The following is a 13,035-nucleotide window of genomic DNA, read 5'->3' as shown; positions in this document are numbered from 1 at the left end:
CCATGACCGAGGCGGAAGTCCTGTTCGACAAGCGTGACGGCGTCGGTACGATCACGCTCAACCGGCCCAAGGCCATCAACGCGCTCAATCATCCGATGGCACAGGAGATTCTGGACACCCTGCGGGACTGGGCCATCGACGACGAGGTGCGCACGGTGGTCCTCACCGGCGCCGGTGAGCGTGGCCTGTGCGCCGGTGGCGATATCGTCGCCATCCACACCGATGCGAAGAACGCTGTGGCCAACGGGGTTTCACAGCACGACAGCGCGGATTCGCCCAGCGGCCGGTTCTGGCGCGACGAGTACATTCTCAACGCGTTGATCGGCAACTATCCGAAACCCTATGTGGCCGTGATGGACGGCATCGTGATGGGTGGCGGCGTCGGTCTGTCCGCACACGGCAACCGCCGCATCGTCACCGAACGGTCGATGGTGGGTATGCCCGAGACCGGTATCGGATTCATCCCCGATGTCGGTGGTACCCATCTGTTGTCGCGCGCACCCGGTGAGCTCGGCACGCACGTGGCGCTGACCACCGCTCGGATGGGCGCCGGTGATGCCATCGCGGCCGGTTTCGCCGATCATTTCGTTCCCGCCGAACGGATTCCGGATCTGCTGGCCGAACTGCACCGCACCGATGCCGACACCGCGATCGCGGCCTTCGCGCAGCCCGCGCCGGCCTCCGATCTCGCGGCCCAGCAATCGTGGATCGACGCCTGCTACAGCGCCGGCACGGTCGAGGAGATCGTCGCCCGCCTGCAGGGCTACGACGCTCCCGAAGCGGCCAAGGCCGCCGGTGATGTGCTGGCGAAATCGCCGGTGGCGCTGAAGGTCACCTTGCGGTCGCTGCGCAACGCCCGCGCCGCCGTGAACCTCGAGCAGGCGCTCGACGAGGAGTACCGGGTCTCGGTGGCGGCGCTGACCACGCACGATCTGGTCGAGGGCATCCGCGCCCAGGTGGTCGACAAGGACCGCAACCCCCAGTGGTCGCCCGCGACTCTGTCCGAGGTGTCCGATGCGCTGGTGGACAGTTATTTCGCCGATCTGGGGGACAAGGAACTCGGGCTGAGCGAGACACAGCAGTAATGGTGATCGACAATCGCGCAGCTGGTCGCCGGTGCGACCGGGTGCGGGTGTCCCGCAAATTTCAGGAGCAACGGTGATCGACAATCGCGCAGCTGGTCGCCGGTGCGACCGGGTGCGGGTGTCCCGCAAATTTCAGGAGCAACGATGAGTGTGACGACAAAGGTGGCCTTCCTCGGGCTCGGCCACATGGGCGGCCCGATGGCCGCGAATCTGGTGCGGGCCGGCTATGAGGTGCTTGCCTTCGATCCGGTACCGGCGGCTCAGGAGCAGGCGCGTGCGGACGGCGCGACCGTGCTGGACACCGCCGCCGCGGCGACGGCCGAAGCCGACATCGTGATAACGATGCTGCCCAATGGGCGGATCGTGCTCGACGTCTACGCCGATGTGCTTGCCGCCGCCAAGCCCGGAACCCTGTTCATCGACTGCTCCACCATCGACGTCGCCGATGCCAAGCGGGCCGCGGAAGTGGCTGTGGCAGCGGGACATCGGGCGCTGGACGCTCCGGTGTCCGGCGGTGTCGGTGGTGCCACGGCCGGCACGCTGACCTTCATGGTGGGCGGTGAGGCCGAGGATTTCGGCACGGCGCAGCCGGTCCTGGACGTGATGGGTGGCAAGGTCGTGCACTGCGGCGGTGCCGGTGTGGGCCAGGCCGCCAAGATCTGCAACAACATGATGCTGGGCATCTCGATGATCGGGCTGTCCGAGGCGATCGTGCTGGGGGAGAAGCTGGGCCTGACCCACGACAAGTTCTACGACGTGGTGTCCACCGCCTCGGGCCAGTGCTGGTCGCTGACCACCTATTGCCCGGTCCCCGGCCCGGTGCCGGCCAGCCCGGCCAACAACGACTATCAGCCGGGTTTCGCGACCGCGCTGATGAACAAGGACCTCGGCCTGGCCGCGAATGCCTTGCGCGACAACGGGGTCGAGGGCCGGTTCGGCCTGCTGGCCGCCGATATCTACGAGCAGTTCAACCGGTCGGCGGGTGACAAGGACTTCTCCGCTATCGTCACCGATATTCGCCGCCGTTCCGGCGAGTAGCCGGCGAAAGCCCAGAAAGCACCCGGTATGAGCGGTCGGGGCCCGGAGGCGGCAGCATGCGTCACCACCAGGGCCCGGAGTTTCGTACCGAGAAAGGACACAATGTGACCGACTTCGAGACCATTCTGCTGGAGCGCACCGGACGTGTAGCGGTGATCACCCTCAACCGGCCGAAGGCACTCAACGCGTTGAATTCGCAGGTGCTCGTCGATATCACCGCCGCACTCGACGAACTGGAATCCGACCAGGGCGTCGGTGCGGTCGTGCTGACGGGGTCGGAGAAGGCGTTCGCCGCCGGTGCCGATATCAAGGAGATGCAGTCCAAGTCGTATATGGACATGTTCTTCAGTGATTTCTTCGCCGGCTGGGACCGGCTCACCGCGTTCCGTAAGCCGATCGTCGCGGCGGTATCGGGATATGCGCTGGGCGGCGGTTGTGAACTGGCGATGATGTGCGACATCCTGCTCGCCGCCGACACCGCGAAATTCGGCCAGCCGGAAATCAAGCTGGGCGTGATTCCGGGTATGGGCGGTTCCCAGCGGCTGACTCGCGCGGTCGGGAAGGCCAAGGCCATGGACCTCATTCTCACCGGCCGCAACATGGGCGCCGAGGAGGCCGAGCGGGCCGGTCTGGTGGCCCGTGTGGTGCCGGCCGCGGAATTGCTGTCCACCGCGATGCAGGTCGCCGAGACCATCGCGGGAATGTCGCTGCCGTCGGTGATGATCGCCAAGGAAGCGGTGAACCGCTCCTACGAATCGACCCTCACCGAGGGGCTGCGTTTCGAGCGACGCGTATTCCATTCGCTGTTCGCCACCGACGATCAGACCGAGGGGATGACCGCGTTCGTCGAGAAGCGCGCGCCGAACTTCGAACACCGCTGATCTCCGGATTCGACGAGGGGTCGCCCGGGCCGAGTGCCGGCCGGGGTCGACCCCTTGTCGCATTCCCGAGTGCCGACCGAGTTCGCGGCTCGAAACTACTTGCCCGGCATGGGGTCCGAGCTGGTACCCGCCACCTCCATCGGCCCGGAGGGGATGTCGTTGCGCCCCTGATGTGTCGAGTCGTGGCCCGTCAGCAACAGGCCGGTGACGGTCGCGCCGAGGGCCGTGGTGACCATCAGTGCGGCGACCACCTTGCGGCGCGGCACTCGTGAGCGCGGCGGTGGCGGCGCGAAGCGGATACCCCGCACCCGTCTGGTCGCGGGCTGTTCGGTGGCCATCAGCACCGCACCCCGGACCGAGACGTGATCCGGTTCCGGGTCGTAGACGACGGGCAGGTCCAGCAGGCGGGTGAGCGCTTCGCGGATCCCCGGACTGCGGGTGCATCCGCCCAGCAGTGCCACCGCCCGCGGCGGTACCCCGGTCTCCTCGACCAGCTGCCGCACATACGACACCGAATGATGGATTCCGGCGAGTACCAGATCATGGAAATCACTGCGGGTCAGCACGATCCGCTCTCCGGTGGCGGGATCCCCGGCGGTGAGGACGGGAGTGGAACTCAGTCGTTCCTTGTACGCGCGGCTGGTGCCGATGTCGATATCGACCCCGCTGTGCGCCAGGCGCCAGCGCAACAGCGCATCGTGGCCGTCACCGCCGAGCAGGGTGCTGTGGGTTCCGGCGAGGATGGCCTCGGTGCGGCAGTCGGCCTCGGTGAGGGTCAACCCGGCACTGCCGAGGTCGTAGAGCAGAACCGCCCCGTCGTCGGGGAGCTGCCCGGTGAACCGCAGATAGCGCAACTGCGCCACGGGTTCGTCGATCACGGTGAGCCGGCTGCGCCCGGCCGCGGCCCGGATGGCGTCGGCGTGCAGTGCGCACCGGGCGGTCACGGCGATGCCGGTGACGAACTCGTCGCGTGCGGCCGCGGAGTCGCGCATCGCCGTGATGGCCTCGAAGACCGGTTCCTCGACGCCGGCGCCCGCGCGCCGCGGCACCGCACAGCGATCGATCGGAGGCAGATGCGGCTGATCGGAGTGGGTGAGCATGGCGCGCACGCCACCGGCACCCGCCGACACGCCGAGGACCAGCACCATGCGCTCCATGGTGAACCTTCCGGCCGCCGATGGGAAGGCGGCGGACCGGGATGTCGCCGGCGGAATGCTGAGGGCCGTCAGAGCCAGCGGGTGGGTTCCTCGCCGGAGTCGAAGTCGCCGGCGTCGTGCCGGAATTCCGCCAGCAGGCGCAGGAGCTGTTCGACGCGATCCGGCGGCAGGCCAGGTCGGGCGAAGACCTTCGCGTTCAGTTCACGGGTGGCCGCGGCCGCCAGCTCGCGTCCCGCGTCGGTGATCTCGATGAGGGTTGCCCGGCGATCGCTGGGGTGTGGTACTCGTTTGACCAGTTGAGCGGCCTCGAGCCGGTCCACGGTATTGGTGACACTCGTCGGATGAACCTGCAACCTGGCGCTGGCCGTCGCCATGGGCAGGGCGCCCGACTTGCTGAAACCCAGCAGGGTCAGCAATTCGTAGCGGGAGAAGGTCAGCCCGGACGGGCGCAGAGCCTCGTCCACTCGCGCCATCACGATCTGCTGGGCCCGCACCAGGGAGGTCACCGCGGCCATACCGTCGGCGACATCGCCCCAGCCGTGCGAGGTCCACTGCCGGTGGGCCTCTTCGATGGGATCCAGCGGGAGCGGGCGTGGTGCTGCCATACCGCGAGTGTATTTGCCCGGCTGTCCGAATGGTGTGGTCCGCACTCTCACCACCGGTGAAATCAGGACAGCCCCGAAAGATCTCCGAGCACAACATGGTTGCGATCGGCGGTGGTGCCGAGGGTGTAATCCGGCATCAGGCCCACGTACTCGGCCCGGCTGCGGGTGCTCCAGCGGCGCGCGTCCGGTGTGCGCGTCTTGTGGAAATTGACCATGTAGCCGCCCTCGTACAGGCGCAGCAGGGTATATCCGCCCGGATATTCCTTGACCGCGCCCACTTCCAGAAATTCCACCCGTAGCGGGATATCCGGCCGGGTGCGGCGATTGCGATGAGTGTGGCCCGCGTGATGGAAGAACACCCCCGGTGCCGACTGGTACAGCTGCTGCAGAGTGAGCGCATCGGTTCGGTTCAGCACGAAACCCGGGCCCGCGATATTGGTCAGACCCGATTCGGCCGTCACCGGATGATGGCCGAACACGATCGTGGGCCGGTCCGGATCGCCGCGCAGCGATTCCCGGAGCCGATCGAACTGGCCGGGCCCGATACTGCCGCCGGAGCCGTCCGGTTCGGTGGTGTCGAGTCCGATCAGCCGCAGGCCGCCGAGCCGGTGCTCGGTGGATTGTCCTGGGGGAAGGAAGGATTCGCCCCAGCAGTCGTGATGATCATCGGCCACCACCGGACAGGCTGTGTAGTCGGCGCCGGTATGCGGCCGGTCGTGATTTCCACGCGTCGCGAACCAGTCCCGGCCCGCGACACCCCAGCCATCCAGATGCCGCCGCACCGCGCGGGATTGTTCCGGGGTGGCCTCGGCGGTCAGATCGCCGGCCAGCACCAGCTGATCGGCCGCGCGGTCGGGGCGGCGCAGATCGTCCAGCAGCGCCGTCAGCATCACCTCCGGATATGGCGGCAGTTCCGGTTCCTGATGGACGCCCGGCGGCAGTCCCGCGGCGATCAGGCCGCTGACTTCCTCGCCGAGGTGTACGTCGTTGCACAGTGCGAGGGTGCGCAGCAGCCGGCCGGGTGGCGGGGTGAGCGTGCCGAACTCGCCGGTGCATTCGGGTGCGCCGGGAAGATGGGTGACCAGATCGGCGGCCGGGGCCGCCCGGACGCCGTCCGACCATGCCTCGAAGCGGTAGCGACGGCCCGGTTCCAGTCCCTCGATCTGGGCGTAGTGGTATGGCGTGCGATCGCTGCCGGAGAACGACACCGGTCGCGGCGGTGTCACGGAATCGGCTGGGGCCAGGCGTATTTCGGTGCCGGCCTGCACCGGGACCGGGGTGCCGCCGGTATCGGCCGCCAGGGTGGTCCAGGTGAGCACGGCCGAGGTGTCGGTAACGGTCACCACCTCGAGATCGGTGGCGATCATCGAATTGGCCTGGGCCCGAGCGGAACCGGTGAACGGTACGACCGAGGTGGCCGCGGCGGCGGCGAGGGCGGCCAGTACGCGGCGGCGATCGGTTCCGCAGCAGGTCATCTCGGTGTTCCCTCCGGCGGTCGTGGTCGCGGTCCGCCGCAGACCCTACCGATGCCCGCACACCACGCTTCGACCCGAGCCGCCTGGACCCGGACACGGCCGGCCGGCCGGTGGGTGAGTCCGGACCGGACTAGGCCCCGCGCAGGTCGTAACGGTAGCGGCTGGTCGGGATCACATCGAGATCGCGATCGGCGCCGAAGGTGGCCACACTGGCCATCATTCGCTCGCCCCGGCGCCGCAACTCCTCGGCATCGCCGTCGCTGCCCCAGAACGCGTGCTGATCGGTCATCGCGGCCATCGGGAACAACTCCTCGACCAGGCCGTCCACCCGCGGCCCGGGTGTCACGGCCGCGACCACGGTGTTCTGGACGTAACCGAAGGTCGCCTGGGTTTCGATCGCCACGGTGGTGTGGCGGTCGTGCCAGTTCCGCAGCCACTGCTCGCGGTTCAGTTCGGCCGGAATTCGCAGCAGCGCGATATTGGCCAGCGCATCGTAGCGGGTGCCGTCCGGCGGGCGCGGGGTGTGCAGCGGTTCGCGTTCCTCCACGATCCAGCCGTCGATCCGTTCGGCGACCGTGTTCAGCGCCTCGGTGATCGGCCCGTTGTCGGCCTCACTCCACACGCTCACCACGGCGGCCACCGGTCGGTCGTAGGTGTTGATGCGCAATTGCGCCGCAGCCACATCGGCGTCACAGACGTTGATCTGCAGGTCCGTGGCGCCCGCCGCGGCCAGGCGCCGGTGCAATGCCGGCGCATGCAGCGCGTCGGCGGACTCCAGGCCCCAGAGCAGGTACATCAGTTTCATTCGAATCCTTTCACGGGCGGCGCTGCGCTGCGACGACGCTAGTGTCGTCTACTCCGGACCGCCGTGGATCCGACGCGCGGTCCCGCTCATCGGGACCGATATGCGCGCCGACTGCGCCTACAGTGAGACGTCCATTTCCATGAGAGGAGATCAGGTGCGCCGCATACTGTTCGCGATATCGCTGTGTGCACTCGTCCTGCCCACGTTCGCCTGCTCCGCCGACGCCGATGACCACAATGGCAATTCCGGCACCAGTGCCGCCGCCCCGAGCGCCACCGGTAAGAGCGAGGCCGGCGGCGACAACGGCACGATCGAGGTGGTCGCGACCCACGGTCCGGAGAAGTACGCCGCAGCCGGACTCGTCGTCGGTGTCACCAGCTGTCAGGCGGGTTCGGCGCCGACCACGCTGACCACCGGACGAGACGGTCACGTACACCAGGACTTCGCCGCCGACTGCTATCAGGTCCAGGTGACCTCGGTGCCGATGGGCTGCCGCTTGGGCACCGAAACCGTCCGCCAGGTCGATGTGGTGGCAGGTGGAACGGCCACCGCGGAATTCGGATTGACCTGCGCCTGAGTGTATTTCACCGGTTGGCCAGTTCGGCCATCCGGTAGGCCAGGGCGGTGCGGACCGGCCCGACGCGGGTCGCCAGCCGGATGACGGTGTTGCGCACCGCCCGCGCGGGTCGCTGCCGCAGCGTGGCCATCCGGGTCATGCGATCGGTGAACGACACCACGTCCAGGGCCACCGGCCGCCGGGTCCGCTCGTAGTCGTCGAGCAGCGCCTCGGGCTCGCCGCGCAGTACCCGGGCCAGCAGTGTGCCCAGCAGCGCCGCGTCCTGGATACCGGTGTTCATCCCTTGTCCGCCGGCCGGGCTGTGAACATGGGCGGCATCACCGGCCAGGAAGACCCGTCCCGCGCGATAGTGCTCGGCCAGCCGGTGGTGAACACGGAAACGCGAGCTCCACAGCACTTCCCGCACCCGCGCGCCCGGGCAGCGGTCGTCGAGCAGCGCCTGCACCTGCTCCAAGCTGGGGTGTTCCGGTGCCTCGGCGACGGTGGCCACGATGCGGAACCGGTCCTGTTCGGTATCGGGTAGCGGTGCCACCACGGTCACACCCCCTGGTGACAGATGCAGCGAGACCTGGTCCCGCGGCGCCGGCCAATCCATCCGGACATCGGCCAATATGAACGATTCCCGATAGGTGGCCCCGGTGAATCCGATCCCGGCCGCCTCGCGCACCTGGCTGTGCATCCCGTCCGTGCCGATTACGAACCGCGCCCGGATCGTTCCGGAATTGCCTGCCGGGTCGGTGAATTCGACGACAGCACCGTCCTCGGCCGAAGCGATCGCGGTGACCTCGCAGGGGCGCAGCACCGAACCTCCGGCCGTGTGCAGCCGATCCAGCAGCACCGCCTCGGTGGTCTCCTGGCCGATCATCAAGGTGTAGGGGAACGGTGTGGGCAACCCGGAGAAACCGACGGTCGCCAGCCGGTGGGTGCCGTCCTGCACGACGAAGTGTGAAACCTCGAGGCCCCGCTCCAGCAGAGCCGGGGTGACACCCAGGTCGTCGAGTACCTCCAGGGTGCGGGCGTGCACGACCGCGGCGCGTGAGGTGTTCGCCCCCGCGGCCAGCCGGTCCAGCACGACCACGTCGGCGCCGGCATCGGCGAGGACGATGGCGGCGGTGAGCCCGGCGGGACCGGCTCCGACGATGACGACCTCCGCGGTGGCGGGAACGGTGCTGGTCATGTCGACTCCTCAGTATTGCCAACAGGTGTTTGCCAACGAATGTTGACTTGAGTGTAGGACGGTTCGCGCTGGATAGTCAACAGTTGTTGGCCTACGCTTGTTGGCATGACTTCGGAAACTGTTCCGCGCCGCTCCGACACCACCCGGGCGGCCATCCTCGAGTCGGCACGCCGGCATTTCGCCCGCGGGGGATTCGGTAAGGCGACCATTCGCGCGATCGCCGCCGACGCCGGAATCGATCCGTCGATGGTGATCCGGTACTACGGCAGCAAGGACGGTTTGTTCGATGCCGCGCTGAACGTCGATCTGGGGCTGCCGGATCTGAGTGCGGTGGAGCAGGACGCCCTGGGTGAGACGATCGCTCGGCGCTTCCTGGAATTGTGGGAGACCGCGCCCGGAAATGAGCTGTTGCTGGCGCTGTTGCGCTCCTCGATCTCCGATGGCGCCGTGGCGCAACGCTTTCAGCGCGTCTTCGCCGAGCAGTTGATGCCGATGGTGACCGCCGTCGGTGATCCCGTGGACGCGCCCCGGCGGGCCGGACTGGTGGTCAGCCAGATCATCGGGCTGGCGGTGTGCCGCTATGTACTGCGGCTCGCGCCGGTGGTCGACTTGGCGCCCGAACAGATCGTCACCACGATCGGTGCCACGCTGCAGCGGTACCTGACCTCGTCGCCGGAGTGAAAGATAGTCGGTGGCAGGTCATTTCGGTCCGGATATGAAAAAGCCCCGAGTCCGGTGGGCCGGTCTCGGGGCTTTCGGGGACGACGTGCGGTTGTCGAGTGTCGGCGCACGGCATCTACCTCCGATCTGTCGGTGGAGCTCCTCGTCACGGAATCAGCTGGAGAGCCGGTCGACGAATGCGCTCAGATTGGTGCGCACTCGTTCGGCCTTCTGCTCATCGGTCAGATCCTCGCGATAGCGATTGCCCAGGGCCGGGCGCCGCTTGTTGCGCGCATACAGCGAACACGCGAGATCGGTGCACATGTAGATCCCGACCGTGTTGCCGCGCCGCCCGGACTCGCCGGTCTTCTTCGCGGTGAGCAACGACACCCCGCTGCCGGTGTGGGTGGTGAGGCAGATCGAACAGAGCTGGGCCCGGCCCGATCCGCCTGTTTCGTACCGCAGGGCGATGCCGACCAGCCGGTCTTCATGTGGGGTCACCAGGTAGGCACGGCCCGGCATCGACCGGTCGTTCCAGCCGAAGAAGTCCAGGTCGTCCCACGGTTGATCGTCGAGATCGCGCGGTACGGGCATGCGTTTGGCATCGCCCTTGGAGCAGTTCACGAACGACGAGCGGATCTCGCGTTCGGTCAGAGGTTGCATGGTTGTCACTCCCTTTCCGGATGGATGAATGGAAACGGAGCGAGGCTACGGCCTGCGGTGGTCGCGGGCAATCCAATATCGCGCGTGCCGGGTCTAGTCGCCGGTGCGCAGTCCGGCGAGGGTGACCGCGATGAGCCGGTCGGCGGCCTCGGGCGAGTTGTCGCACGCGACGCCGATGCCGTGGCCCAGTCGCAGCAGATCGCGCGGTTCGAGCTCGGGGCGAACCAGTCCGGCGTCCTGTGCCGGCCGCATCACCGCCGTCGCGGCCTCGGTGATGAGCTTCGAGCACAAGGTGAAGGCTTCCGAGCCGCGGTCGATCGCCGCCTTCAGCGTCACCGCCAGGCTTCGTTTGTCCATCACGTAATCCACCTGGGCGCGGAACCACAACTCCAACGCCTCGCGTGGCGGGTGGGTTTCGATCAGCTGGTAGGCGAGTTCGGCCAGGCCTTCGATGCTGGACCGGTACACGGCCTCGATGAGCGCATCCCGGTTGGGGAAGTGACGGTAGAGGGTGCCCGGCCCCACACCGGCCCGGCGGGCGACATCGTCGAGCGGAGCCTCGGGGCCGTGTTCGGCGAACGCCTCCCGCGCGCATTCGAGAATGCGCTGGTAGTTGCGCCGCGCATCCGCGCGCATCGGTCGTGGCCCCGCAGCGCACGCGGGCCCCTGTGTCGACGGTGCGTTCACGATTCCTCCATTGGAAACGGACGAACTCTCCGATTGGTTCGGCGGCAAGCGGAGAACTTCTCCACATGCTATCTCCATCAAAAGGGGAGACTTCTCTCCGTTTGTACCGCATGCGATGAAGCATCCTTGTCCGCCTTTGTGTCTGCTTCCACGATTTCGCGATCCGAACCGGCGGTGTCCGTCGGCCGCTCGCGGTGCGGGCGTGGTGACGGTCACGGTGCTGCCGTGCCGGCTGATGATCGTCCTCGACATCACGGTCATGAATGTGGCGCTGCCACGTATCCGGCGCGATCCGCACTCCAGCGCCACCGGACTGTGCTGGGTATCCGCCTGCCGCGCGCCGCCGCGTCCTGCCGCGCGCCGCCGCGTCCCGCCGCGTCCCGCCGCCACGCGTCCTGCCGCGTCCCGCTGCCCGCCGCCACGCGCCCGCCGCGTCCCGCCGCGCTCAGTCGGACGTCCCGGTGCGGTGGCCGCGCCCGGTGCGGTGGCCGTGCTGGTGTACGGCTTCATCGGCGCCGTAGTAGGGGCCGGGGCCACCTCGTCGCCGATTTGTCTCCGGCCCGATGGCCGGCACCTCCATGTTCCTCCACCTGGCCCAGTGCCTTTGGGAAGCATGCGGAATGAGCACGCTGGCAATGGGTTTCGCATTCCCACTGACAGCGGTGCCGATGTTCACCATGATCTGTCCGATTCCGGCTGTTGCTGCCGCGACGGGCTCCGCCACGCATGGCGGTCGTCCCGCGCTTCGTGCGCACCGGCCTCCGCGCCACTCACCGAAGATCAACTTCCGACATATCGGACTATTCGAGATTTGTTGTGCCACAGTTACTTAAGCGTTTCCGCGCTCACAGCAACCTTTGAGCTGGGCGTGCGAAGCTCCTCCGCGATGCTCACCTATTTCCAAGCGATGGTGATCGGCGCGGTGCAGGGTTTCACCGAGCTGTTCCCGATCTCGAGTCTCGGACATTCCGTTCTCGTCGCCTCCTGGCTCGGCGGCCGCTGGGCCCGGCTGCCCGGACGTAGTGGAACCGATGCCGCCGCAACCTATCTGGCCTTCGTCGTGGCATTGCATGTGGCGACCGCGGTGGCCCTGCTGATCTACTACTGGCGTGACTGGTACGCCATCGTCACCGGATTCCTGACCATGGTGCGCACCCGGCGGCTGGAGACGGTGTCGCAACGACTGGCCCGGCTGATCATGCTCGCCACCGTCCCGATCGCGGTCCTCGGCCCGATCCTCGGGCATCTACTGCACGAGTTGTTCGCGGCGCCGTTGTTCGCCGCGATATTCCTGACGCTCAACGGCGTGGTCCTGATCGTCGGCGAGGGATTGCGCCGCCGCAACGAACCCACCCTCGCCGAATACGGCCGCCGCTTCGCATTGGGCAAGGTCCACCGCGGAACCCGCACCGTCACAACGAGTTCGATCCGCCAAACCGACCGCCGCCTGGCCGCATTGGACGTGGACGACGCGCTGGCGATCGGCTTCACCCAGGCCGGTGCCCTGTTGACCGGATTCAGCCGAGCCGGTCTGACCATGGTCGGCGGTCTGTGGCGTGGCCTCGAACACGAGCACGCCGCCAAATTCGCCTTCCTGCTCGCCACCCCCGCCATCTTCGGCGCGGGCATCGTCGACCTTCCGGACCTGGTGACGCCGAAGGCCGAGGTGATCTGGGGCCCGATCCTGCTGGGCGCCATCGTCTCCGGCATCACCTCCTGGCTCGCGGTGCGCTATCTGGAGCACTACTTCCGGACCCGCACCCTGCTGCCATTCGCGGTGTACTGCCTGATCGCCGGGGTGCTGTCGATCGTCCACTTCGGATGATCACGGGTTCGTCCGCGTGCGGCCGGGGTCCGGTGGCGAGCGTGAGTTCGGCATCAATCCCCGTGAAATGGCTTGTGGCAGAACAGACATGGTGGCATGGGAGAGCTCGCTGACGGCGGACCGTCGTGCGGAACCGGCCGGGGTGCTGGGCGATGAACGCCGCCCCGGTTCTGTGACGGCCGGCCGCCGGTGGAACTCGGTGCCGGTCGCGGCTACTGGTCGGCCCAGGATGCGGCGGCCGGAGCGCCGGTCGCCGCATACGACGCCGAGCCACCGGACCCGGACCGACAATTCCTCGTTCACCCGGTCAACCGGACGTGTGGCTGCCCGTCGGCGACCGCGACGAGTACACGGCCCACCCGGCCGGCGCCCCCGACGTGCTGCTGTCCCGGCCTCCGGG

At 67.8% G+C, this 13,035-nt stretch carries 13 protein-coding genes; 6 read left to right on the top strand and 7 right to left on the bottom strand.

Translation table 11 applies throughout. From position 1 onward, the window contains the following. Positions 1–2 precede the first annotated feature (2 nt). The 3 genes from AB0L57_RS24890 (at position 3) to AB0L57_RS24880 (ending at position 3,004) form a co-directional block, all read left to right on the top strand. Positions 3–1,085 (top strand): enoyl-CoA hydratase/isomerase family protein, encoded by a 1,083-nt coding sequence (locus AB0L57_RS24890; protein WP_364966629.1) that lies wholly within the window; start codon positions 3–5, stop codon positions 1,083–1,085. 144 nt (positions 1,086–1,229) lie between these two features. Further along, a complete protein-coding gene (gene mmsB / locus AB0L57_RS24885; RefSeq protein ID WP_364966627.1) occupies positions 1,230–2,123 on the top strand; it encodes a 3-hydroxyisobutyrate dehydrogenase in 894 nt (297 codons plus the stop codon). Between the two features lie 104 nt (positions 2,124–2,227). After that, entirely contained in the window at positions 2,228–3,004 is a 777-nt protein-coding gene (locus AB0L57_RS24880) for an enoyl-CoA hydratase (protein ID WP_364966624.1), read from the top strand. 95 nt (positions 3,005–3,099) lie between these two features. Here the strand turns inward: AB0L57_RS24880 and AB0L57_RS24875 are convergent, their stop codons facing one another. From AB0L57_RS24875 to AB0L57_RS24860, 4 genes are all read right to left on the bottom strand, one after another. Then, the gene (locus AB0L57_RS24875) at positions 3,100–4,161 is read right to left on the bottom strand and encodes a hypothetical protein (RefSeq protein WP_364966621.1); all 1,062 of its coding nucleotides are present in this window, start codon (positions 4,159–4,161) and stop codon (positions 3,100–3,102) included. A gap of 68 nt (positions 4,162–4,229) precedes the next feature. Beyond that, entirely contained in the window at positions 4,230–4,766 is a 537-nt protein-coding gene (locus AB0L57_RS24870) for a MarR family transcriptional regulator (protein WP_364966618.1), read from the bottom strand. Positions 4,767–4,828: 62 nt separating this feature from the next. Continuing rightward, the gene (locus tag AB0L57_RS24865) at positions 4,829–6,241 is read right to left on the bottom strand and encodes a metallophosphoesterase (protein WP_364966615.1); all 1,413 of its coding nucleotides are present in this window, start codon (positions 6,239–6,241) and stop codon (positions 4,829–4,831) included. Between the two features lie 130 nt (positions 6,242–6,371). Beyond that, positions 6,372–7,046, bottom strand: coding sequence for a hypothetical protein (locus AB0L57_RS24860; protein ID WP_364966614.1), 675 nt, complete (start codon positions 7,044–7,046; stop codon positions 6,372–6,374). 154 nt (positions 7,047–7,200) lie between these two features. Here AB0L57_RS24860 and AB0L57_RS24855 point away from each other — a divergent pair, with 154 nt between their 5' ends. After that, positions 7,201–7,623, top strand: a complete 423-nt coding sequence (locus AB0L57_RS24855) for a hypothetical protein (protein ID WP_364966612.1) — start codon at positions 7,201–7,203, stop codon at positions 7,621–7,623. A gap of 7 nt (positions 7,624–7,630) precedes the next feature. Here the strand turns inward: AB0L57_RS24855 and AB0L57_RS24850 are convergent, their stop codons facing one another. Then, the gene (locus AB0L57_RS24850) at positions 7,631–8,800 is read right to left on the bottom strand and encodes an FAD-dependent oxidoreductase (protein WP_364966609.1); all 1,170 of its coding nucleotides are present in this window, start codon (positions 8,798–8,800) and stop codon (positions 7,631–7,633) included. 105 nt (positions 8,801–8,905) lie between these two features. On the opposite strand from AB0L57_RS24850, the gene AB0L57_RS24845 reads away from it, so the two are divergent. Then, positions 8,906–9,481: a TetR family transcriptional regulator gene (locus tag AB0L57_RS24845; protein ID WP_364966608.1), complete on the top strand. Its 576-nt coding sequence runs from the start codon at positions 8,906–8,908 to the stop codon at positions 9,479–9,481. Between the two features lie 153 nt (positions 9,482–9,634). On the opposite strand, the gene AB0L57_RS24840 is transcribed toward AB0L57_RS24845, so the two are convergent. Both AB0L57_RS24840 and AB0L57_RS24835 read right to left on the bottom strand, forming a co-directional pair. Beyond that, entirely contained in the window at positions 9,635–10,123 is a 489-nt protein-coding gene (locus AB0L57_RS24840; RefSeq protein WP_364966605.1) for an FBP domain-containing protein, read from the bottom strand. A 93-nt stretch (positions 10,124–10,216) separates the two neighbouring features. Then, a complete protein-coding gene (locus tag AB0L57_RS24835; RefSeq protein ID WP_364966603.1) occupies positions 10,217–10,810 on the bottom strand; it encodes a TetR/AcrR family transcriptional regulator in 594 nt (197 codons plus the stop codon). An 886-nt stretch (positions 10,811–11,696) separates the two neighbouring features. On the opposite strand from AB0L57_RS24835, the gene AB0L57_RS24830 reads away from it, so the two are divergent. Then, positions 11,697–12,635, top strand: coding sequence for an undecaprenyl-diphosphate phosphatase (locus AB0L57_RS24830; protein ID WP_364967039.1), 939 nt, complete (start codon positions 11,697–11,699; stop codon positions 12,633–12,635). Positions 12,636–13,035 lie beyond the last annotated feature (400 nt).

The sequence above is a fragment of the Nocardia sp. NPDC052254 genome, assembly GCF_040679495.1.
Lineage (GTDB): Bacteria > Actinomycetota > Actinomycetes > Mycobacteriales > Mycobacteriaceae > Nocardia.
This window is presented reverse-complemented; position numbering and strand designations above follow the sequence as displayed.

Bases quoted from the DNA above. Each gene is read 5' to 3' on its own strand.
- AB0L57_RS24890 (WP_364966629.1), top strand. From the start codon at position 3: ATGACCGAGGCGGAAGTCCTGTTCGACAAGCGTGACGGCGTCGGTACG.
- mmsB (WP_364966627.1), top strand. From the start codon at position 1,230: ATGAGTGTGACGACAAAGGTGGCCTTCCTCGGGCTCGGCCACATGGGC.
- AB0L57_RS24875 (WP_364966621.1), bottom strand. From the start codon at position 4,161: ATGGAGCGCATGGTGCTGGTCCTCGGCGTGTCGGCGGGTGCCGGTGGC.
- AB0L57_RS24870 (WP_364966618.1), bottom strand. From the start codon at position 4,766: ATGGCAGCACCACGCCCGCTCCCGCTGGATCCCATCGAAGAGGCCCAC.
- AB0L57_RS24865 (WP_364966615.1), bottom strand. From the start codon at position 6,241: ATGACCTGCTGCGGAACCGATCGCCGCCGCGTACTGGCCGCCCTCGCC.
- AB0L57_RS24860 (WP_364966614.1), bottom strand. From the start codon at position 7,046: ATGAAACTGATGTACCTGCTCTGGGGCCTGGAGTCCGCCGACGCGCTG.
- AB0L57_RS24850 (WP_364966609.1), bottom strand. From the start codon at position 8,800: ATGACCAGCACCGTTCCCGCCACCGCGGAGGTCGTCATCGTCGGAGCC.
- AB0L57_RS24845 (WP_364966608.1), top strand. From the start codon at position 8,906: ATGACTTCGGAAACTGTTCCGCGCCGCTCCGACACCACCCGGGCGGCC.
- AB0L57_RS24840 (WP_364966605.1), bottom strand. From the start codon at position 10,123: ATGCAACCTCTGACCGAACGCGAGATCCGCTCGTCGTTCGTGAACTGC.
- AB0L57_RS24830 (WP_364967039.1), top strand. From the start codon at position 11,697: ATGCTCACCTATTTCCAAGCGATGGTGATCGGCGCGGTGCAGGGTTTC.